25 protein-coding genes are annotated in these 18,775 nt (G+C 60.0%); 14 read left to right on the plus strand and 11 right to left on the minus strand.

Going from position 1 to position 18,775, the window contains the following annotated elements; translation table 11 throughout:
- Nucleotides 1–62: 62 nt before the first annotated feature.
- The gene (locus tag ACA065_RS25590) at nt 63–959 is read left to right on the plus strand and encodes a LysR family transcriptional regulator (protein ID WP_497692042.1); all 897 of its coding nucleotides are present in this window, start codon (nt 63–65) and stop codon (nt 957–959) included.
- On the opposite strand, the gene ACA065_RS25595 is transcribed toward ACA065_RS25590, so the two are convergent.
- Nucleotides 940–1,395 (minus strand): flavodoxin, encoded by a 456-nt coding sequence (locus ACA065_RS25595; RefSeq protein ID WP_497692043.1) that lies wholly within the window; start codon nt 1,393–1,395, stop codon nt 940–942. The genes ACA065_RS25590 and ACA065_RS25595 overlap by 20 nt on opposite strands.
- A gap of 132 nt (nt 1,396–1,527) precedes the next feature.
- On the opposite strand from ACA065_RS25595, the gene ACA065_RS25600 reads away from it, so the two are divergent.
- Entirely contained in the window at nt 1,528–1,995 is a 468-nt protein-coding gene (locus ACA065_RS25600; RefSeq protein ID WP_497692044.1) for a PAS domain S-box protein, read from the plus strand.
- Between the two features lie 58 nt (nt 1,996–2,053).
- On the plus strand, nt 2,054–2,659 hold the full coding sequence (locus tag ACA065_RS25605) for a hypothetical protein (RefSeq protein ID WP_497692045.1): 606 nt from the start codon (nt 2,054–2,056) through the stop codon (nt 2,657–2,659).
- 2 nt (nt 2,660–2,661) lie between these two features.
- Here the strand turns inward: ACA065_RS25605 and ACA065_RS25610 are convergent, their stop codons facing one another.
- Nucleotides 2,662–3,621 carry a MerR family transcriptional regulator gene (locus ACA065_RS25610; RefSeq protein ID WP_497692046.1) on the minus strand — a complete coding sequence of 320 codons (960 nt, stop codon included), beginning with the start codon at nt 3,619–3,621 and terminating at the stop codon, nt 2,662–2,664.
- A 214-nt stretch (nt 3,622–3,835) separates the two neighbouring features.
- Between ACA065_RS25610 and ACA065_RS25615 the strand changes: the two genes are divergently transcribed.
- From ACA065_RS25615 to ACA065_RS25640, 6 genes are read left to right on the plus strand one after another with little or no spacing between them, the layout of a single operon-like run.
- Nucleotides 3,836–4,396, plus strand: coding sequence for an antibiotic biosynthesis monooxygenase (locus ACA065_RS25615; protein ID WP_497692047.1), 561 nt, complete (start codon nt 3,836–3,838; stop codon nt 4,394–4,396).
- A gap of 57 nt (nt 4,397–4,453) precedes the next feature.
- Nucleotides 4,454–5,164 (plus strand): dihydromonapterin reductase, encoded by a 711-nt coding sequence (gene folM, locus ACA065_RS25620; protein ID WP_497692048.1) that lies wholly within the window; start codon nt 4,454–4,456, stop codon nt 5,162–5,164.
- Between the two features lie 20 nt (nt 5,165–5,184).
- Complete coding sequence (gene folE, locus ACA065_RS25625; RefSeq protein WP_053257937.1) at nt 5,185–5,745, plus strand: GTP cyclohydrolase I FolE; 561 nt, start codon at nt 5,185–5,187, stop codon at nt 5,743–5,745.
- A 2-nt stretch (nt 5,746–5,747) separates the two neighbouring features.
- Nucleotides 5,748–6,119 carry a dihydroneopterin triphosphate 2'-epimerase gene (gene folX, locus ACA065_RS25630; RefSeq protein ID WP_003194073.1) on the plus strand — a complete coding sequence of 124 codons (372 nt, stop codon included), beginning with the start codon at nt 5,748–5,750 and terminating at the stop codon, nt 6,117–6,119.
- A gap of 23 nt (nt 6,120–6,142) precedes the next feature.
- Complete coding sequence (locus tag ACA065_RS25635; protein WP_106578210.1) at nt 6,143–6,439, plus strand: DUF1244 domain-containing protein; 297 nt, start codon at nt 6,143–6,145, stop codon at nt 6,437–6,439.
- Nucleotides 6,432–6,770 carry a HopJ type III effector protein gene (locus ACA065_RS25640; protein ID WP_497692049.1) on the plus strand — a complete coding sequence of 113 codons (339 nt, stop codon included), beginning with the start codon at nt 6,432–6,434 and terminating at the stop codon, nt 6,768–6,770. Before ACA065_RS25635 ends, ACA065_RS25640 begins: the two co-directional genes overlap by 8 nt.
- A gap of 187 nt (nt 6,771–6,957) precedes the next feature.
- Here ACA065_RS25640 and trxB read toward each other — a convergent pair whose 3' ends face one another.
- Nucleotides 6,958–7,920: a thioredoxin-disulfide reductase gene (gene trxB, locus ACA065_RS25645; protein ID WP_497692050.1), complete on the minus strand. Its 963-nt coding sequence runs from the start codon at nt 7,918–7,920 to the stop codon at nt 6,958–6,960.
- Nucleotides 7,921–8,202: 282 nt separating this feature from the next.
- Between trxB and cysZ the strand changes: the two genes are divergently transcribed.
- Complete coding sequence (gene cysZ / locus ACA065_RS25650; protein WP_497692051.1) at nt 8,203–8,967, plus strand: sulfate transporter CysZ; 765 nt, start codon at nt 8,203–8,205, stop codon at nt 8,965–8,967.
- A gap of 54 nt (nt 8,968–9,021) precedes the next feature.
- The gene (locus ACA065_RS25655; RefSeq protein WP_497692052.1) at nt 9,022–10,224 is read left to right on the plus strand and encodes a glycosyltransferase family 4 protein; all 1,203 of its coding nucleotides are present in this window, start codon (nt 9,022–9,024) and stop codon (nt 10,222–10,224) included.
- On the opposite strand, the gene ACA065_RS25660 is transcribed toward ACA065_RS25655, so the two are convergent.
- From ACA065_RS25660 to rplU, 7 genes are all read right to left on the minus strand, one after another.
- The gene (locus ACA065_RS25660) at nt 10,193–11,296 is read right to left on the minus strand and encodes an NADH:flavin oxidoreductase (RefSeq protein ID WP_497692053.1); all 1,104 of its coding nucleotides are present in this window, start codon (nt 11,294–11,296) and stop codon (nt 10,193–10,195) included. The two genes, ACA065_RS25655 and ACA065_RS25660, sit on opposite strands and share 32 nt — an antisense overlap.
- 164 nt (nt 11,297–11,460) lie before the next feature.
- Nucleotides 11,461–11,943, minus strand: a complete 483-nt coding sequence (locus tag ACA065_RS25665; protein ID WP_497692054.1) for a glutathione peroxidase — start codon at nt 11,941–11,943, stop codon at nt 11,461–11,463.
- A 101-nt stretch (nt 11,944–12,044) separates the two neighbouring features.
- Nucleotides 12,045–12,509, minus strand: a complete 465-nt coding sequence (locus tag ACA065_RS25670) for a CreA family protein (RefSeq protein ID WP_016971050.1) — start codon at nt 12,507–12,509, stop codon at nt 12,045–12,047.
- A gap of 16 nt (nt 12,510–12,525) precedes the next feature.
- Complete coding sequence (proB, locus tag ACA065_RS25675; protein ID WP_026013771.1) at nt 12,526–13,644, minus strand: glutamate 5-kinase; 1,119 nt, start codon at nt 13,642–13,644, stop codon at nt 12,526–12,528.
- Between the two features lie 123 nt (nt 13,645–13,767).
- A complete protein-coding gene (gene cgtA, locus ACA065_RS25680; protein ID WP_016976186.1) occupies nt 13,768–14,991 on the minus strand; it encodes an Obg family GTPase CgtA in 1,224 nt (407 codons plus the stop codon).
- Between the two features lie 193 nt (nt 14,992–15,184).
- Nucleotides 15,185–15,442: a 50S ribosomal protein L27 gene (rpmA, locus tag ACA065_RS25685; RefSeq protein ID WP_003176049.1), complete on the minus strand. Its 258-nt coding sequence runs from the start codon at nt 15,440–15,442 to the stop codon at nt 15,185–15,187.
- A gap of 34 nt (nt 15,443–15,476) precedes the next feature.
- Nucleotides 15,477–15,791 (minus strand): 50S ribosomal protein L21, encoded by a 315-nt coding sequence (rplU, locus tag ACA065_RS25690; protein WP_003176051.1) that lies wholly within the window; start codon nt 15,789–15,791, stop codon nt 15,477–15,479.
- Between the two features lie 239 nt (nt 15,792–16,030).
- Between rplU and ACA065_RS25695 the strand changes: the two genes are divergently transcribed.
- The 3 genes from ACA065_RS25695 (at nt 16,031) to ACA065_RS25705 (ending at nt 17,962) form a co-directional block, all read left to right on the plus strand.
- On the plus strand, nt 16,031–16,999 hold the full coding sequence (locus ACA065_RS25695; RefSeq protein WP_497692055.1) for a polyprenyl synthetase family protein: 969 nt from the start codon (nt 16,031–16,033) through the stop codon (nt 16,997–16,999).
- 204 nt (nt 17,000–17,203) lie between these two features.
- Nucleotides 17,204–17,545, plus strand: coding sequence for a zinc ribbon domain-containing protein YjdM (locus ACA065_RS25700; protein ID WP_497692056.1), 342 nt, complete (start codon nt 17,204–17,206; stop codon nt 17,543–17,545).
- 159 nt (nt 17,546–17,704) lie between these two features.
- Nucleotides 17,705–17,962, plus strand: coding sequence for a PA4570 family protein (locus ACA065_RS25705; RefSeq protein ID WP_003194088.1), 258 nt, complete (start codon nt 17,705–17,707; stop codon nt 17,960–17,962).
- A 188-nt stretch (nt 17,963–18,150) separates the two neighbouring features.
- Here ACA065_RS25705 and bamJ read toward each other — a convergent pair whose 3' ends face one another.
- Nucleotides 18,151–18,768: a BamJ family beta-barrel-assembly machinery protein gene (bamJ, locus tag ACA065_RS25710; protein WP_053257950.1), complete on the minus strand. Its 618-nt coding sequence runs from the start codon at nt 18,766–18,768 to the stop codon at nt 18,151–18,153.
- Nucleotides 18,769–18,775: the final 7 nt, after the last annotated feature.

An 18,775-nucleotide genomic window follows, 5' to 3' on the forward strand; every position in this document is an offset into this window, starting at 1 on the left:
GCCGACCCTATCCCCACAGCGAATTGTTAGACTGCCAGCTATTCCAAACTGGAATCATGCCCATGGAATTCAAACAGCTGCGCAGTTTTGTAGAAGTGATCCATCGGGGCGGCTTTACCCAGGCGGGTAAAACCTTGCACATCAGCCAATCGGCCGTGAGCAAACAGGTGGCGCAGTTGGAGCAAAGCCTGGGGACACCGCTGCTGGAACGCACGGGTTCGCACATTCGCCTGACGGCCGCCGGCGAGGTGGTCTTACAGCGCGCTGAGGCCATGTTGCGCCTGCAGACGGAGTTACTCAGCGAGCTTGATGATATGCAGCAACTGGCCCGAGGCGAGCTACGCCTGGGCCTGCCGCTATTGGCGGGCGACACGCTGTTCGCCGGGTTGTTCGCCGAGTACCGCAGGCGTTATCCCAAGGTCACCATCCAGTTGCTGGAAGGCGGCAGCCGCACCATCGAGCAGGCGATTCTCAGCGGTGAACTGGACGTGGGGGGCACCCTGCTGCCCAACGATCCGGCCTTCGCCTGGCAAGCCTTTTGCGATGAACCGCTGGACGCGTTGCTGCCGATGGATCATCCGTTGGCCGAAAATGCCCACGTGCGCCTGGAGGAATTGGCAGACACACCGTTCCTGATGTACCAACGCAGTTTTGTCCTCAACGACCGGCTGATGCAGGCTTGCCAGCAAATGGGCTTTACGCCCAAAGAAGTCGGCCGCAGCGGCCAGGCGGACTTTCTGGTCGCCCTGGTCGCAGCCGGCCAAGGCGTGGTGTTGTTGCCCAGCGTGGTCGCCCGTGGGCTGGTGCGACCGGGCGTGGTGCGCCTCACGCTCAAGGCGCCCGACTACCTGCGCTGGAACATTGCCTTTATCTGGCGCGAGGGCGCCTATCTGTCCAAAGCCGCCCAGGCCTGGCTGGCATTGCTGCGTGAGTTCCCGGTCAACCGCGTAGTGCAGTGACCAGCTCGGCCAGCCATGGCTCGGCGTCTGCTTCTGGGGTGACGCTTTCGCTGGCGTCCAGGCGCAGCATGGGTAGCACTTCGCGCACACCCAATTCGCCGAACAGCTCGCGCATTTGCTCGCCGCCACCACAGAAGGTATCGCCGTAGCTGGCGTCGCCCAGGCCGATCACTGCACCGGGCAGGCCACGCCACGCCGCGGGCAATTGATCGCGAATAGTCGAATACAGCGGTTGCAGGTTGTCAGGCAGTTCGCCCATGCCGGTGGTAGAGGTCACGGCCAGAAAGGCCTCCGGGCCGAAAGCCCGCACATCGGCCAAGGTCGCGCGCGAGTTGTGCCAGGCTTCAAAACCGGCCTCTTTGAGGATGTCGGCGGCGTGGCGGGCGACTTCTTCAGCGGTGCCGTACACCGAGCCGGAAAGGATGGCGACTTTCATCAATCTGATCCTGTAGTTGAGCGAAAGCGTGGGATATTAGCAGCTGACGCAACTATTTCAGCGCACGCCGTGCAACATTCCACGTATGCCATAAACTCCAGTCTCGACAAACAAGCCATGGACCGCTCAATAATGATCAACGCCAAGCTGATGCAGCTGGTCATCAATGCCTCCAACGACGGCATTGTCGTCGCCGAACGAGAAGGCGAAGAGAAGCCGCTGATCTACGTCAACCCTGCTTTTGAGCGGATGACTGGCTACACGCTGGACGAAATCCTGTATCAGGATTGCCGTTTCCTACAGGCCGGTGACCGCGACCAGCCGGCCCTGATGGCCATTCGCGAAGCCCTCGACAACGACGGCGCCTGCCGGGAAATCCTGCGCAACTACCGCAAGGACGGCACACTGTTCTGGAATGAGCTGTCGCTGTCGACGATGTACAACGAGGCCGACAAGCAGACCTATATCGTTGGCGTGCAAAAAGACGTCACCACCCAGGTGAAAGCGCAGCAACGAGTGGCACAGTTGGAAGCGCAAGTCGCCGAACTCAAAGAGCGCTTGGCGGCACTTGAGACGACGAGCGGAATTAACAAATTGTAGTAAATGCGGTCTTTAGAGTGATAATGGCTTTTTAATGTCTCATCGTTGAGCTACATCAATGCACCGCGACGCTCTATTGACGCAGGACGAACTGGATTTTATCCAGGACATGCAACACAACCCGCAGCTCAACGTGCGGGATGCGTGGTCGAGCCTGACCGTCAACGGCGGCGCCCAGATTCGTGATTTGCTGACGCGGTTGGCCGCTCACGACCACGTCACCATCCAGGCGCAATTTGATAATCAGCAACTGACCTTTCCGCTGCATCTGGTGGAAGACGAGTTTCATGCGGTGCATTTACGCTTGGGCGTGCCGAGCATTTTTGAAGACGGCCCGATGATCCGCCCATGGCGACTGGCGCTTGAAACACCCGTGGCACTGGAGAATGTGAGGGGCAACCCCGGCGCCCTATGGGTACATGAAGTGTCATTCAAGGGCGTGCTGGTGGAGATTCGTGGCCGGGTCAAACCGCCGAAAACCTTTTCCTTGTGGTTCAGCCCGTCCGGTTACGAGCGCATTGCGCTGCGCGGTACGTTGGAGCGGGAAACCGCCCGCGGCTTGTTTGCGTACCGCCTGAGCCAGAGTGATGCCGATGAAATCGAGCGCCTGCGCCAGTTCATCCTGCACCAGCACCGCCTGGTTCACCCGCACGTGCATGCCTGATATCAGGTATCCAACTGCCCACTGAGAAACTGCTGCAAGCGGCTCTGCATCTGGCGCCCTTCGCTGCCAAGGCAGCCGATGGACGTGCCCGCCAGATCGTCCTCGGCCATGTCCGACGCGGCACCGGCAAGGAACAGTGGGCAATCCAGCGTCAATGCCAGGCGGCTCAGGCGCCCAGCCAAGTCATGGTTGTGTGAGTGGTTGGAGAAGAGGATGAGCGCCTGGGGACGCATCTTTTCACAGACCAGTGTCAACTCGTCCAAGGGTTGGCCCATGCCCAGCACCTTCACAGTTATGCCCTCGCCATTGAGCAACAACGCCGCGACCATCAATTCCAATTTACGGCACTCGCCGGGCATGGCCGTCAGCAATACCCGTGGCGCGGCTGAGCTGCCCGCAAGGCGCAAGTGTTCGAAGGTCTGCATGCGCAGGAAGGTATCGTAAAAAATCCATTCACTGGCTTGGCCGAAGCGGCCCTGATGGCGCAGCAGGTCGCTCCAATGGGGCATCAGGATGTCCTGGAACGCCACGCTGAGCGGGTAGGTCGCGAGAACCTGAGCGTACAGGCTATGCAGTTGACGATCGTCAAACCCACTGACGGCGTGTACCAACCGCGCCCGCCACTGCGGCCATTCACTGTCGCTGGCGGTGTCGCGCTCAGCACGAATCGCTTCAGCCTGCTGATCGTCGCGCGCGAGGATTTTGCCGACCTTGCTCACGGCCACGCCGCGCTCGATCCAATCGAGAATACGATGGATGGTCACAATATCGTCGTTGGAATAGAGGCGATGCCCACTTTCGGTGCGTGTGGGCTGGATCAGACCATAGCGCCGTTCCCAGGCACGCAAAGTGACCGGGTTGACACCTGTCAATCTCGACACTTCGCGGATCGGGAACAGCTCATCGGGATCCGCGGGGCGACCCTGGGCAATTTCGCGAGTATGAGTAGTAATTTCAGGCATCAGCGGTAGAAAACGTCCGTGTAAATGTGGATCCCATTTAACGCCTTTAAACTTGTCTTTTTCAAGGCCTGCACTGTCAGACCAATGTCACTGGCGTATTTTTGCAAAACAGGAATAATCCTTGCCTGTTTTTTCTACGTCGCTGCACCACCCCGCAGCCTCGTTCGTGTGCCACCTACCCGGTTCGGCGCACCCGTACATTTGGAGATACACAATGTCTACCTCTCCCGTCACCTTGATGGTTGCGCGTCGCGTGGCCAAAGGGCGCTACGAAGACTTGATGGCTTGGCTGCGCGAAGGCGAGCAATTGGCTACTGACTTCCCCGGCTACCTGGGTTCCGGCGTGCTCGCGCCGCCAGCCCATGACGATGAATTCCAGATCATCTTCCGCTTCGCCGACGAAAAAACCCTACACGCCTGGGAGTTCTCCGCCTCGCGCAGCGCCTGGCTGGGTCGTGGCAGCGAGCTGTTCGCCGACCCGTCCGAGCATCGCGTCAGTGGCATCGATGGCTGGTTCGGCGCCGTGGGTACACGTCCGCCGCGCTGGAAACAGGCGGTGGCGATCTGGCTGGCATTTTTCCCAGTGTCGCTGCTGTTCAACTTCGTCCTTGGGCCGCTGCTCAACGGGCTGGACCTGGCCCCGCGCGTACTGGTCAGCACCATGGCGCTCACGCCCCTGATGGTTTACTGGTTCATCCCGCTGTCGACGCACCTGCTGGCGAGCTGGTTGCACCCCGCCCCGCCACCGCGCAAAGTCACCGAAGCCGCCGCTTGAGTACAGGGGCGGCCGGTCGCTGGTATAGTTTCAACCTGCCAGCGACTTGAGCCTCCCATGACTGCAACAGACGCCCCGATCCTGATCACCGGTGCCGGCCAGCGTGTCGGCCTGCATTGCGCCGAGCGCCTGCTGGACGATGGCCACTCGGTGATTTTCAGTTACCGCAGCGAGCGCCCGGGCGTCAAGGCCTTGCGTGAGCGTGGTGCGGTCGGCGTGTTTGCCGATTTTTCCAGCGAAGCTGGAATTATGGCCTTCATCACAGCACTGAAGACCACTACCGACAGCCTGCGCGCGATCATCCACAACGCCTCGGCTTGGGTGGCGGAAACACCCGGCGACGAAAGCCGCGCGTTTACCGACATGTTCAGCGTGCACATGCTTGCGCCGTACCTGATCAACCTGCATTGTTCACCTTTGCTGCAACGCTCAATACCTGCCGATATCGTGCATATCAGCGACGACGTGGTGCGCAAGGGCAGCCGCCAGCACATTGCCTATTGCGCCACCAAAGCCGGGCTCGACAGCCTCACGCTGTCGTTTGCCGCGCAATTCGCGCCGCTGATCAAGGTCAACGGTATTGCGCCGGCCATGGTGATGTTCAACGAAGGCGACGACGCGGCCTATCGCGCCAAGGTCCTGGCCAAGTCCGCACTGGGGATCGAGCCCGGGCCCGAGGTAATCTACCAGAGCGTGCGTTACCTGCTGGGCAACCCTTATGTCACCGGAACCACCCTGACCGTCAACGGCGGGCGGCATATCAAGTAAGCCGTTTTTGAGGATGTTGTATGACCTTGTCCCTGCCCCAACACTACCGCGAAATTCTCAAAGGCCTGGGCGAAGACCCGGAGCGCGAAGGCTTGCTCGACACCCCAAAGCGCGCCGCCAAGGCCATGCAGTACCTGTGTCACGGCTACGAGCAGAACCTGGACGAAATCGTCAACGGGGCGTTGTTCGCGTCCGACAATGACGAGATGGTAATCCTCAAGGACATCGAGCTGTACTCACTCTGCGAGCACCACCTGCTGCCCTTTATCGGCAAGGCCCATGTGGCCTATATTCCGACCGGCAAAGTACTGGGCCTGTCGAAGCTGGCGCGCATTGTCGACATGTATGCGCGGCGCCTGCAGATCCAGGAAAACCTCACGCGGCAAATCGCCGACGCGATTCAGCAGGTCACCCAGGCCGCCGGCGTGGCGGTGGTGATCGAAGCCAAGCACATGTGCATGATGATGCGCGGCGTAGAAAAACAGAATTCAACCATGAACACCTCAGTGATGCTCGGCGCCTTCCGCGAATCGAACACCACGCGCATGGAGTTCCTGCAACTGATTGGACGGAGCAAGTAGCAATGCCACAACTTCAACCAGGCATGGCGCGTATCCGGGTCAAAGACCTGTGCCTGCGCACCTTTATCGGCATCAACGAAGACGAGATCCTCAACAAGCAGGACGTGCTGATCAACCTGACCATCCTGTATGCCGCTCAGGAAGCTGTGCGCGACAACGACATCGACCACGCGTTGAACTACCGCACCATCACCAAGGCCATCATCGCCCACGTCGAAGGCAACCGCTTCGCCTTGCTGGAACGCCTGACCCAGGAACTGCTGGACCTGGTGATGAGCAACGAATCGGTGCTGTACGCCGAAGTCGAAGTGGACAAGCCCCACGCCCTGCGCTTTGCCGAGTCGGTGTCAATTACCCTGGCGGCCAGTCGCTAACCCTTGAATTTGCAGTGAGCCCTATGAACGATCAACAACGCCTCGAACTCGAAGCCGCCGCCTTCCGCCGATTGGTTGCCCACCTGGACAGCCGCAAGGATGTGCAGAACATCGACCTGATGAACCTCTCGGGTTTCTGCCGCAACTGCCTGTCCAAGTGGTACAAGGCCGAGGCCGACGAGCGCCACATCGAGCTGAGCCTCGATGACGCCCGCGAAGTGGTGTACGGCATGCCGTACGCTGAGTGGAAAGCCCAATACCAGAAAGAAGCCAATGCCGAGCAACAGGCGGCGTTTGCCAAGGGAAAAACCCATGACTGATTTGAACACCCTGCGCGCCAGCCTCAACAGCGGCGAACACGTTTTTGCCGACACCCTGGCGTTTGTCGCTGCCGGTTACGACTACCAGCCACAAGCCTTCACCAATGGCAGCGTGGAGAACGCCGCCGGGCAGAACGAAGGCTCGTGCAAGACCCTGGGCCTGGCGCTGCTGGAAGGTCTGAGCGATCAGGAAGCGCTGCTGGCGTTTGGTGAGCATTATCGTTCGGTGGTTGCTACGCCGCAAGGCAGTGATCACGGCAATATTCGGGCATTGATCCAACATGGATTGGCCGGTGTGAAGTTCACTCAGCAGCCATTGACGCGCCGCTGATTCCATTTGAAACCCGGTCAATGTGGGAGCCGGGCTTGCCCGCGATGGCGGTGGTGACTGATACACCGCCATCGCAGGCAAGCCAGCTCCCACAGTGATTGGATTACCACGTTGAGATAGCGCTGGATCATCAAATCCCACGCATAAAAAAACCGGCCTCTCAGCCGGTTTTTTCATTTCAACAGGTTTAGAACGAAGCGTCCTTCAAACCGTCGAGGTAACGCTCGGCATCCAGGGCCGCCATGCAACCGGCGCCGGCCGAGGTGATGGCCTGGCGGTACACGTGGTCTGCGACGTCACCGGCGGCAAAGATGCCTTCAATGTTGGTCGCGGTGGCGTTGCCTTCACGGCCGCCTTGCACCACCAGGTAACCGTCATTGGCTTCCAGCACGCCTTCGAACAGCGAGGTGTTCGGGGTGTGGCCGATGGCGATGAATACGCCGTCGACTGTCAGCTCGTCAAAGCTGCCGTCGTTGTTTTTCAGACGAGCACCGGTCACGCCCATGTTGTCGCCCAGGACTTCGTCCAGGGTGGCGTTGAGCTTGAGGATGATCTTGCCTTCAGCAACACGGGCATGCAGCTTGTCGATCAGGATTTTTTCGGCACGGAAAGTCTCGCGGCGGTGAACCAGGGTCACGGTGCTGGCGATGTTGGCCAGGTACAGCGCCTCTTCCACCGCCGTGTTTCCGCCACCGACAACAGCCACAGGCTTGTTGCGGTAGAAGAAACCGTCGCAGGTGGCGCAGGCGGAAACACCCTTGCCCATGAACGCTTCTTCCGACGGCAGGCCCAGGTAACGCGCGCTGGCGCCGGTGGCGATGATCAGCGCGTCACAGGTGTAGACGCCGCTGTCGCCGGTCAGGCTGTAAGGCTTCTTGGAGAAATCGACTTTATTGATGTGGTCGAAGACGATCTCGGTTTCAAAGCGCTCGGCGTGCTCTTTCATACGCTCCATCAGCACTGGGCCGGTCAGGCCGTGGACATCGCCCGGCCAGTTGTCGACTTCAGTGGTGGTGGTCAACTGACCGCCCGCCTGCATGCCGGTGATCAGCAGCGGCTTGAGGTTGGCCCGGGCAGCGTAGACGGCAGCGCTGTAACCGGCAGGGCCGGAACCGAGAATAATCACTCGCGAATGACGGGTATCAGACATGACTCACTCCTATCGACCGCCCGAACAACAAGGCGGCTGGAATAAAAAAGGACCGCGAAGCACTTGGGGAAGGCTTGAACTCGCGAGGTCCTGAAAATAATGGGTGCAGCGTATAGAGGGGGGCAAGATTAAGGAAATACGGAATAACAATCCAGCTCATAGGTGGTCTCTATGCAGTCGCCCCGATTAATCGACGTGTTTGTTACTGCTGATGTCGCCGCTTTCACCGTGAATGCAAAGCCGGTAAGGTCGGCGCGTTCGTCATCCTGCTCGGAGTTCTCCATGCCCGCCCCTGCTCTTTCCGGCCCGCAATACCTGCGTGAAGGCCTCAAACTGGTGCTGAGCCCAGGCTTGCGCCTGTTTGTGCTGTTGCCACTGGCGATCAACCTGGTGCTGTTCGTCGGTTTGATCTATTTCGCTGGCCATCAGTTCAGCCTGTGGGTCGACACCCTGATGCCGACGCTGCCCGGCTGGCTGAGTTTTCTCAGCTACATCCTGTGGCCGCTGTTTGTGGTGCTGGTGGTGCTGATGGTGTTTTTCACCTTCACCATGCTGGCGAATATCATCGCGGCGCCGTTCAACGGCTTTCTTGCGGAAAAGGTTGAAGTGGTGGTGCGTGGCACCGATGACTTCCCGCCCTTCAGCTGGGCCGAACTGGTGGCGATGGTGCCGCGCACCCTGGCCCGGGAAATGCGCAAACTGGGCTACTTCCTGCCACGCGCCATCGGCCTGTTTATCCTGTCGTTCATTCCGGTGGTCAACCTGATCGCCGCGCCGCTGTGGCTGCTGTTCGGCGTGTGGATGATGGCGATCCAGTACATCGACTACCCGGCCGACAACCACAAGCTGGGCTGGAACGAAATGCTCGCCTGGCTGCGCCAGAAACGCTGGCAGAGCATGAGTTTTGGCGGCATCGTCTACCTGGTGCTGCTGGTGCCGGTAGTGAACCTGCTGATGATGCCGGCGGCCGTAGCCGGGGCCACGTTGTTCTGGGTGCGCGAACAAGGCGCCGAGGCGATGGCGACGAAAAACCTGACCACGTCATAAATCCATCATGCCAATGACACAATGACGACATGGCCCACGGTGACACTGTGGGTCATGACGACAGCTTCGCTCCATATCACCCTGATTACCGAAACCTTCCCGCCAGAGATCAACGGAGTGGCCAATACCCTTGGCCGTCTGTGTGAGGGTTTGCGCGCGCGCGGCCATCAGGTCGAGTTGGTGCGCCCACGCCAGGGCAGCGATCAAAGCCGCCCCAGCGACGACGCATTGCTGCTGTGCCGTGGCTGGCCGCTGCCGGGCTACCCGGGCCTGCAATGGGGCCAGTCGTCGATGCACAAGCTGCTGCGGCGCTGGACCCGTCAGCGCCCGGACGTGCTCTACATCGCCACCGAAGGGCCGCTGGGGCTGTCGGCGTTGCGTGCGGCGCGGCGCCTGGGGATCAGCGTGGTCAGTGGCTTCCACACCAACTTTCAGCAGTATTCGAACCAGTACGGTTTGAGCCTGCTCAGCCGCATGGTCACTCACTATCTACGCTGGTTTCATAACCGTTCGACGCTGACCTTGGTGCCCAGCGCCAGCCAACGCCTGGAGCTTGAGCGGCGCAATTTCGAGCGTTTGGGAATGTTGTCACGCGGGGTCGACAGCCAGTTATTCCATCCGGCCAAGCGCGACAACGCACTGCGAGAAAGCTGGGCACTGAACAGTGAGCAAATCGCCGTGCTGCATGTCGGCCGATTGGCACAGGAGAAGAACCTGGGCCTGCTCAAGCGCTGCTTCGAGGCCTTGCAAGACACCTATCCATTGCGCCAGATGAAACTGATCATCGTCGGCGATGGGCCGCAACGGGCGATGCTGGAAAAGGAACTGCCCGAGGCGATTTTCTGTGGCACCTTGCGCGGTGAAGAACTGGCCCGGCATTACGCGTCCGGCGATGTGTTCCTGTTCCCCAGCCTGACCGAAACTTTCGGTAACGTGGTGTTGGAAGCGATGGCCTCGGGATTGGGCGTGGTGGCTTACGACCAGGCAGCGGCGACCCAGCACATTCGCCATGGCTACAACGGCGTGCTGGCGATGCCAGGGGATGAAGGTGCGTTTTGCGATGCGGCCAATTGGCTGCTGGAGGACGCGGAGAGTTTGCGCCGTATGCGCCTCAATGCCCGCCAACACGCGAGTCGCCAGGGCTGGCCGGCGATTATCGAGCAGTTCGAACGCCAGTTACGCGGGGTGTGCAAGGACGGGCACCCAGTGCCCGTCCTTTCGCCCCTTACACCAGGGTCGTCAACGCCTCACGACTGAAAGGCAGGATGTCGCCTTCACGACCTTCACGCACCTTCACCGCCCAATCCGGGTCTACCAGCAGGGCACGGCCCACGGCAACCAGGTCGAACTCGTCGTTGTTCAGGCGCTCCAGCAGTTTTTCCAGGCTGGCCGGTTGTGCGACCTTGTCGGTGTTGACCATAAATTGCAGGAACTCGCCGTCCAGGCCAACACTGCCCACGGTGATGGTCGGCTTGCCGGTGAGCTGGCGGGTCCAGCCGGCCAGGTTGAGGTCGGAGCCTTCGAATTCCGGCTCCCAGAAACGGCGTGTGGAGCAGTGGAAAATATCCACGCCGGCGTCGGACAACGGCTTGAGGAACTCGCCCAAGGCTTCCGGGGTTTGCACCAGGCGTGCAGTGTAGTCCTGCTGCTTCCACTGCGAGAAACGCAAGATGATCGGGAAGTCCGGGCCTACGGCGGCGCGAGTGGCCTGGATCAGTTCGATGGCAAAACGCGAACGGTTGGCCAGGCTGCCACCGTATTCATCGGTGCGCTGGTTGGTGCCTTCCCAAAAGAATTGGTCGACCAGGTAACCGTGGGCGCCGTGGATCTCCACGCCGTCCATGCCGATGCTTTGAGCATCCTTGGCGGCTTGGGCGAAAGCGTTGGTCACGTCCTTGATGTCTTGGGTGGTCATGCCGTGGACGACCACGGTGCCGTCCTTGAGTTTTTCCATCGGGCCGTAGGCCGGCACGCTGGCGTCAGGCTCAGTGCCAATACGGCGCACGCTGCCCACGTGCCATAGTTGCGGGACGATCTTGCCGCCCTCAGCGTGTACGGCGTCGACCACTTTCTTCCAGCCGGCCAACGCGGCGTCACCGTAAAAATGCGGGACATTCGGGTAGCCGTTGGAGGCTTGATGGCCAACCACGGTGCCTTCGGTGATGATCAGGCCCACGCCGGCGGCGGCGCGGCGGCGGTAGTATTCGATGACGTTGGAATTGGGCACGCCACCCGGCGAGAACGAACGGGTCATTGGCGCCATGACCACACGGGTCGAAAGCTGCAGTGCACCGAGCTGGAAGGGTTTGAACAAGGCTTGGACAGGCATGGGAGCACTCCACGGCAAAGGGTTTATGATGTGGATAATATGGGGAGTGCAGCGTGCTGGGTAGCACTATTGATTTGGGTGATTAAGGGGCAGTAGTGGGGAGGGACTGGGGACTGCTGCGCAATCCAGCGGGAGCAAGCGCCCCCGCCACAGGTGGGAATGATTCAGCTCAGGGCTTTTTCGATGGCCTGCACGATAGTCGGATCATCCGGTGCAGTACGTGGGGAGAATCGCCCGAGTACTCGCCCGTCTTTGCCCAGCAGGAATTTCTCGAAGTTCCAGGTGATATCCCCAGGAAACTCGGCGCCCTCGCCCGCCAGCAGGCGGTAAAGCTGATGGCGATCCGGGCCATTGACGTCGAGCTTGCTGCCCAACGGGAACGTCACGCCATAGTTCAGGCTGCAAAATGCCTGGATCTGCTCCTCGGTGCCCGGCTCCTGGCCCGCGAACTGATTGCACGGCAGGCCAAGTACGGTGAACCCCTGGCCCTTGTACTGCTGGTAGAGGTTTTCCAACGCCGCGTATTGCGGGGTCAAGCCACATTTGGAGGCGACGTTGACCACCAGCACAACTTCCCCCTTGAAGGGCGCCAGCGGCAGCTCTTGTCCGTCCAAAGCTTTGAGTTTCAGGTCGTGGAAAGCACTCATGACGAACTCCAGATATCCCATATTCTTCGCATTGCGGCCGTTCCAGATTACAGACCACAAGCCTGCAATCATAGACGCCGATGACAAAACTCGCCTGCGGACTACTGAGCGGTCGGCCAGGGCAAAATCGGAATCGCCGTAACGGCGTTTTGCGGGCTGCCTTCGATCAAGCGGTCGCTGTAGACCAGGTAAACCAAGGTATTGCGCTTCTTGTCGAGGAAACGCACCACCTGCATGGTCTTGAACACCAGCGAGGTGCGCTCCTTGAACACTTCGTCGCCGTCCTTGAGTTCGCCTTTAAAATGAATCGGGCCGACCTGACGGCAGGCAATCGAGGCTTCGGCGCGGTCTTCGGCCAAGCCCAACCCACCTTTTACGCCGCCAGTCTTGGCGCGCGACAGGTAGCAGGTCACGCCGTCGACCTTGGGGTCATCAAACGCCTCGACCACAATTCGATCGTTGGGGCCGACAAACTTGAACACCGTCGACACCTGGCCAATTTCTTCAGCCGAAGCCAGCAGCGGCAGGGCCAGCAACAGGCCGAGCAATCCCTTCATCACGCGCATCGTGTATTCCCTTTGTTTAGACCAGGATCAGGTTATCGCGGTGAACCAGTTCTGGTTCGGCCATGTAGCCCAGTAGTCCGACAATCGCGTCAGACGATTGTCCAATAATTTTCTGCGCTTCAAGGGCGCTGTAGTTGGCCAGGCCACGGGCGATCTCGCGGCCGTCGGGCGCAACGCACACCACCATCTCGCCACGCCGGAAGCTGCCCTGCACCAATTTGACGCCCACCGGCAGCAGGCTCTTGTTGCCTTGGGACAACGCCGACACGGCGCCGTCGTCCAGCACCAGTGTGCCGCGGGTTTGCAGATGCCCGGCCAGCCACTGCTTGCGCGCCGCGAGCATGCCGCGTTCCGGCGACAGCAACGTACCGATGCGCTCGCCAGCCTTGAGGCGGTCCAGCACACGCTCCAGCCGCCCGCCGACGATGATGGTATGCGCGCCGGAACGCGCAGCCAGGCGCGCGGCGCGCAGCTTGGTCTGCATGCCGCCACGGCCCAGGGCGCCGCCGACACTGCCGGCCACGGCGTCCAGCGCCGGGTCATCGGCGCGGGCTTCGTAAATGAGCTGGGCGTCGGGGTTGTTGCGCGGGTCAGCGTCGAACATGCCGTCACGGTCGGTGAGAATCACCAGCAAGTCGGCTTCCACCAGGTTGGCCACCAACGCGGCCAGGGTGTCGTTGTCACCGAAGCGGATTTCGTCGGTGACCACGGTGTCATTCTCGTTGATCACCGGGATCACTTTGAGCTCGACCAACGCGCGTAAGGTGCTGCGGGCGTTGAGGTAGCGCTTGCGGTCGGACAGGTCGTCGTGGGTCAGCAGGATCTGCGCCGTGTGGCGGCCGTGCTCGGCAAAGCTGGATTCCCAGGCTTGTACCAGGCCCATCTGGCCGATGGCAGCGGCGGCTTGCAGTTCGTGCATCGCGCTGGGTCGCGCAGTCCAGCCGAGGCGGCTCATCCCCGCGGCAACGGCCCCGGACGACACCAGCACCAACTCGACACCCGCCTCATGCAAGGCCACCATCTGCTCGACCCAGACGCTCATGGCCGCGCGATCCAGCCCCTTGCCATCCGCCGTCAGCAGCGCACTTCCGATCTTTACGACCCAGCGCTGCGCACCTGTCACTTTGCTCCGCATCATCTTCAACCTTAGATTGAGGGCTGCGCGACCCAGCGCCGCCCATAACGTTATTAGTGACTACGTATATCCAGATACCAAAACGCCGCTCCAGAGAGCGGCGTTTAAGTTTATCGCAACCGATCAGTCGCGCACGTAAATGATTTCCGGACCGTCTTCATCATCCACGTCTTCTTCGTCCCAATCATCGTCGCCGATGTCATGGACCGACTTCACGCCGCTGCGGCGCAGGGCACGCTGGTCGTCCAGGGCTTGCAGCTGGGCACGGGCTTCGTCTTCGATCTGCTGGTCGAGTTCGGCCAGTTCTGCCTTGAATACCGGGTCGGCCGCCAAGCGGTCGGCGCGGTCTTCGAGGTAGCGCATGATGTCGCGGGTCAGGCGCTCGGTGCCTTCTTTGGCGATGGCCGAGATCACATAGACCGGACCTTCCCACTCCAGGCGATCAACGATTTCCTTGACGCGCTCTTCGTGCTCTTCTTCAAGGATCTGGTCGCACTTGTTCAGCACCAACCAACGATCACGCTCGGCCAGGGCCGGGCTGAACTTGGTCAGTTCGCTGACGATCACTTCGGCGGCGTCCGGTGCACTGGTGTCATCCAGCGGCGCCATGTCGACGAGGTGCAGCAGCAAACGGGTACGCGACAAGTGCTTGAGGAAGCGAATCCCCAGGCCTGCGCCATCGGAAGCACCTTCGATCAGGCCAGGAATGTCGGCGATCACGAAGCTTTTCCAGCGGTCGACGCTGACCACGCCCAGGTTGGGCACCAGGGTGGTGAACGGGTAGTCGGCGACTTTCGGCTTGGCGGCCGAAACCGAGCGGATGAAGGTACTTTTACCGGCGTTCGGCAGGCCCAGCAGGCCAACGTCGGCGAGTACTTTCATTTCCAGCTTGAGGTCACGCTGCTCGCCCGGCTTGCCCGGCGTGGTCTGGCGTGGCGCACGGTTGGTGCTGGACTTGAATCGGGTGTTACCCAGGCCGTGCCAGCCGCCCTGCACAACCATCAGCTTTTGGCCGGCCTTGGTCAGGTCGCCAATCACTTCCTGGGTGGCGGAGTCGATGATCGTGGTGCCGACCGGCACGCGCAGTACCAGGTCTTCGCCTTTTTTACCGGTGCAGTCGGTGCTGCCGCCGTTGGAGCCACGCTCGGCATCGAAGTGCCGGGTGTAACGGTAGTCAACCAAGGTGTTGAGGTTTTCGTCGGCCATCATGTAGATGGAGCCGCCGTCACCGCCGTCACCGCCGTTGGGGCCACCGTTTTCGATGAATTTTTCGCGACGGAAACTCATGCAACCGTTACCGCCGTCGCCTGCTTTTACTCGGATGGAAACTTCATCAACGAACTTCATAACAAAACGCCTCTCGTCGCATGGACGAGCTTAAGAAACCAAGACATAAGACTCTTGCAAAAATGAGCGCAGCGACCTCAAACAACAACCGCCTATCCAGCGCTTGAGCCCATTACAAACAGCTTTGCAAGAGACTCACTCCACAAACGAAAAAGCCCCGTCGCGAGACAGGGCTTTTCCAGCGATCGCGCAATTAAGCGGCGACAACGCTCACGTAACGGCGGTTGAACGCGCCTTTTACTTCAAACTTGATCACGCCTTCGATTTTAGCGAAGAGGGTGTGATCTTTACCCATGCCAACACCGTAACCGGCGTGGAATTGGGTGCCGCGCTGACGCACGATGATGTTGCCCGGAATGATTTTCTGGCCGCCATACATCTTAACGCCAAGGCGTTTGGCTTCTGAGTCGCGACCGTTACGGGTACTACCACCAGCTTTTTTGTGTGCCATGAGTCAATTCTCCTAGTGAGGAATTAGGCTGAAATTAAGCCTGAATACCGGTGATTTTGATCTCGGTGTACCACTGGCGGTGGCCCATACGCTTCATGTGGTGCTTACGACGACGGAACTTGATGATGCGGACTTTATCGTGACGACCTTGGGAGATCACTTCAGCCACAACGGTAGCGCCAGCAACAACTGGAGCGCCGATGTTCACGTCATCGCCATTGGCGACCAACAGAACGCGATCAAAGGTAACGGATTCGCCGGTAGCGATTTCCAGTTTTTCGATCTTCAGGTATTCACCTGGGGCGACCTTGTATTGCTTGCCACCAGTAACAATTACTGCGTACGACATGGTATTTCTCCGATAATCCTGCTCACCCAGCGCTTTATAAGAAGAGGTATTGGCTGGCATGGCTGCATGGGATGGACGTCCCGAATGCAATTGCGTAAGGCAGGTGCTGCCCAGGAAGTTCAGGGTGCGCGATTGTACGCAAGGTAAATGGGTGATGCAAGTGGCCGTCTATCGCGCCTTGACAGTGTCGGGCCTGGGTCCTAGCATGCCGCGCAACCCTTCTGGAGCGACTGTCGCTGATGCAACCCCAAGCTTTCTACCGCGCGGTCGCGGACGATTTTAGCGCCGTCGACGGCATCATCAAGCAGCAGCTGACTTCTAAAGTGCCGCTGGTCTCCAAAATTGGCGACTACATTACGTCGGCGGGCGGCAAACGCCTGCGTCCTTTATTAGTGTTGCTGTGTGGCAAGGCCCTGGGCCGCGAAGGCGATGACCTGCGCCTGCTGGCCGCCACTATCGAATTCCTGCACACCGCCACCCTGCTGCATGACGACGTGGTCGACATGTCCGGCATGCGCCGTGGTCGTGAGACGGCCAATGCGATGTGGGGCAACGCGCCTAGCGTACTGGTGGGTGACTTCCTGTACTCGCGCTCGTTCGAAATGATGGTTGAGCTGGGCTCGATGCCGGTGATGAAGATTCTTTCACAAGCCACGCGCATCATTGCCGAGGGCGAAGTGTTGCAGCTGTCGAAGGTCCGCGACGCCAGCACCACCGAAGAAACCTACATGGAAGTGATTCGCGGCAAAACCGCGATGCTCTTCGAAGCCTCGACCCACAGCGCTGCCGCTCTGTGTGGCGCGACAACCGAACAGGCCGAAGCCCTGCGCACCTTTGGCGATCACCTGGGTGTGGCGTTTCAACTGGTCGACGACCTGCTCGACTACAAAGGCGACGCCGAGACACTGGGCAAGAACGTCGGTGACGACCTGGCCGAAGGCAAGCCGACCCTACCGCTGATCTACACCATGCGCGAAGGCACGCCGGAACAGGCCGCCCTGGTGCGCAAGGCAATCCAGAAAGGCGGGATCGAAGACCTGGAAGCCATCCGCGCCGCCGTGGAAGCCTCGGGTTCCCTGGAGTACACCGCGCAACTGGCGCGTGACTACGTAGCCCGTGCGATCAAGTGCCTGGAAGCTCTCCCGGCCAGCGAATACCGGGATGCCCTGGTTGAGCTGAGTGAGTTTGCGGTCGCGCGTACGCACTAAAGACGATTGGCGCAGTGGGCTTGTGTGGGAGCGGGCTTGCTCGCGAAAGCGGTGGATCTGTGAGAGATATCTAGCTGACCCGCCGCCTTCGCGAGCAAGCCCGCTCCCACATTTAGATCCCATTGCCAACCCACTACCCCGCTCGTGCTTCAAATCCCTATATAATGTGCGACTTTAGCCATTCCTGACTTTCAAGGAGCTTTAGTGAGCACGTTGCCACCCTGCCCAAAATGCAATTCCGAATACACCTACGAAGACGGCGCCCAGCTGATCTGCCCGGAATGCGCCCATGAGTGGTCCGCCAGTGCCGAGACCGAAGCGGCCGGCGATGAAACCGTGAAGAAAGACTCTGTAGGCAACGTCCTGCAAGACGGCGACACCATCACCGTGATCAAAGACCTCAAGGTCAAAGGTACATCCCTGGTGGTCAAGGTCGGCACCAAGGTCAAGAACATCCGCCTGTGCGACGGCGACCACGATATCGACTGCAAGATCGACGGCATCGGCCCGATGAAACTCAAGTCCGAGTTCGTGCGTAAGGTCTGAATCTGCTGCATCCATCCCGCGCCCGCCGCGGGATGGCGTTTCGCCCTCTCCGTTGATCGAACGCAATATCCACACAGAAAAACCAAGAAACCGCCAATAGGCGCTTGCTATTCCACGAATAAGAATTATTCTCATTGAAACTTATCAAGGAGAACGACCATGACTTATTTGATAGATGCCTGGCTGGACCGGCCACACCCTTACCTGCGAATCCTGCATCGGGAAACCGGGGAAGTCTGTGCGGTGCTGGAAGAGGAAGCGCTGAATGAACTGCAGGACCAGGGCGACCTGGACGTGAATGGCTTGAGCTCAAGTGAGCCGGGGGTGCTGAAGGAAGTGGTGCGCAACTTGTTTCTATTCTGCTATGCCCGAGCGTTGCGCCCGGCCACGGAGCTCAATGGCAAGTTTCATCCATGAACGACCACGCAAAATCTGAATGCACCGGCTCTATGTGGGAGCCGGCTTGTTGTGGCGAGCAAGCTTGCTTGCGCTGGGGAGCGAAGCACCCCTGACAACGGCGGCTGCTGCGCAGCCGAGCGGGAGCAAGCTCCCTCGCCACAACAAGCCCGGCTCCCACATGAAGCCGATGCCAGTGCTATCAGGTCTTACAGAACGTCGAGCAGCTCGACGTCGAACACCAGAACGCTGTGCGGCGGGATGCTGCCAACGCCTTGAGCGCCGTAAGCCAGTTCGCTCGGCACGTACAGACGCCATTTGCTGCCGGCATTCATCAGTTGCAGGGCTTCGGTCCAGCCGGCGATCACGCCGCCAACCGGGAATTCTGCAGGCTGGCCGCGCTCGTAGGAGCTGTCGAACACCGTGCCGTCGATCAGGGTGCCGTGGTAGTGGGTACGCACTTGATCTTCACGGGTTGGCTTGGCGCCATCACCGGCAGTCAGCACTTCAAATTGCAGGCCGGAAGCCAGGGTGGTGATGCCATCACGCTTGGCGTTTTCAGCCAGGAACGCCAGGCCAGCGCCAGCAGCCGCTTCAGCCTTGGCTGCCGCTTCGGCTTGCATGATTTCACGGATAACTTTGAAGCTGGCCGCCATTTGCTCTTGGTCAACGCGGCTTGGCTTACCAGCGAAGGCGTCGGTCAGGCCGGCCAGGATGGCGTCGATGCTCACGCCCGGTGGCGGGTTGTCGCGCAGTTGGTCGCCCAACTGACGGCCAATACCGTAGCTGACGCGGGTTTCGTCGGTGGACAGATTAACTTCGGACATGAAGAGG

Source organism: Pseudomonas sp. LBUM1640 (genome assembly GCF_059716225.1).

Bases quoted from the DNA above. Each gene is read 5' to 3' on its own strand.
- ACA065_RS25605 (WP_497692045.1), top strand. From the start codon at position 2,054: ATGCACCGCGACGCTCTATTGACGCAGGACGAACTGGATTTTATCCAG.
- ACA065_RS25590 (WP_497692042.1), top strand. From the start codon at position 63: ATGGAATTCAAACAGCTGCGCAGTTTTGTAGAAGTGATCCATCGGGGC.
- ACA065_RS25610 (WP_497692046.1), bottom strand. From the start codon at position 3,621: ATGCCTGAAATTACTACTCATACTCGCGAAATTGCCCAGGGTCGCCCC.
- folE (WP_053257937.1), top strand. From the start codon at position 5,185: ATGACCTTGTCCCTGCCCCAACACTACCGCGAAATTCTCAAAGGCCTG.
- ACA065_RS25655 (WP_497692052.1), top strand. From the start codon at position 9,022: ATGACGACAGCTTCGCTCCATATCACCCTGATTACCGAAACCTTCCCG.
- trxB (WP_497692050.1), bottom strand. From the start codon at position 7,920: ATGTCTGATACCCGTCATTCGCGAGTGATTATTCTCGGTTCCGGCCCT.
- ACA065_RS25670 (WP_016971050.1), bottom strand. From the start codon at position 12,509: ATGCGCGTGATGAAGGGATTGCTCGGCCTGTTGCTGGCCCTGCCGCTG.
- folM (WP_497692048.1), top strand. From the start codon at position 4,454: ATGACTGCAACAGACGCCCCGATCCTGATCACCGGTGCCGGCCAGCGT.
- ACA065_RS25640 (WP_497692049.1), top strand. From the start codon at position 6,432: ATGACTGATTTGAACACCCTGCGCGCCAGCCTCAACAGCGGCGAACAC.
- bamJ (WP_053257950.1), bottom strand. From the start codon at position 18,768: ATGTCCGAAGTTAATCTGTCCACCGACGAAACCCGCGTCAGCTACGGT.
- ACA065_RS25615 (WP_497692047.1), top strand. From the start codon at position 3,836: ATGTCTACCTCTCCCGTCACCTTGATGGTTGCGCGTCGCGTGGCCAAA.
- ACA065_RS25665 (WP_497692054.1), bottom strand. From the start codon at position 11,943: ATGAGTGCTTTCCACGACCTGAAACTCAAAGCTTTGGACGGACAAGAG.
- folX (WP_003194073.1), top strand. From the start codon at position 5,748: ATGCCACAACTTCAACCAGGCATGGCGCGTATCCGGGTCAAAGACCTG.
- ACA065_RS25695 (WP_497692055.1), top strand. From the start codon at position 16,031: ATGCAACCCCAAGCTTTCTACCGCGCGGTCGCGGACGATTTTAGCGCC.
- proB (WP_026013771.1), bottom strand. From the start codon at position 13,644: ATGCGGAGCAAAGTGACAGGTGCGCAGCGCTGGGTCGTAAAGATCGGA.
- ACA065_RS25600 (WP_497692044.1), top strand. From the start codon at position 1,528: ATGATCAACGCCAAGCTGATGCAGCTGGTCATCAATGCCTCCAACGAC.
- rpmA (WP_003176049.1), bottom strand. From the start codon at position 15,442: ATGGCACACAAAAAAGCTGGTGGTAGTACCCGTAACGGTCGCGACTCA.
- ACA065_RS25635 (WP_106578210.1), top strand. From the start codon at position 6,143: ATGAACGATCAACAACGCCTCGAACTCGAAGCCGCCGCCTTCCGCCGA.
- cgtA (WP_016976186.1), bottom strand. From the start codon at position 14,991: ATGAAGTTCGTTGATGAAGTTTCCATCCGAGTAAAAGCAGGCGACGGC.
- ACA065_RS25595 (WP_497692043.1), bottom strand. From the start codon at position 1,395: ATGAAAGTCGCCATCCTTTCCGGCTCGGTGTACGGCACCGCTGAAGAA.
- ACA065_RS25660 (WP_497692053.1), bottom strand. From the start codon at position 11,296: ATGCCTGTCCAAGCCTTGTTCAAACCCTTCCAGCTCGGTGCACTGCAG.
- cysZ (WP_497692051.1), top strand. From the start codon at position 8,203: ATGCCCGCCCCTGCTCTTTCCGGCCCGCAATACCTGCGTGAAGGCCTC.
- ACA065_RS25705 (WP_003194088.1), top strand. From the start codon at position 17,705: ATGACTTATTTGATAGATGCCTGGCTGGACCGGCCACACCCTTACCTG.
- rplU (WP_003176051.1), bottom strand. From the start codon at position 15,791: ATGTCGTACGCAGTAATTGTTACTGGTGGCAAGCAATACAAGGTCGCC.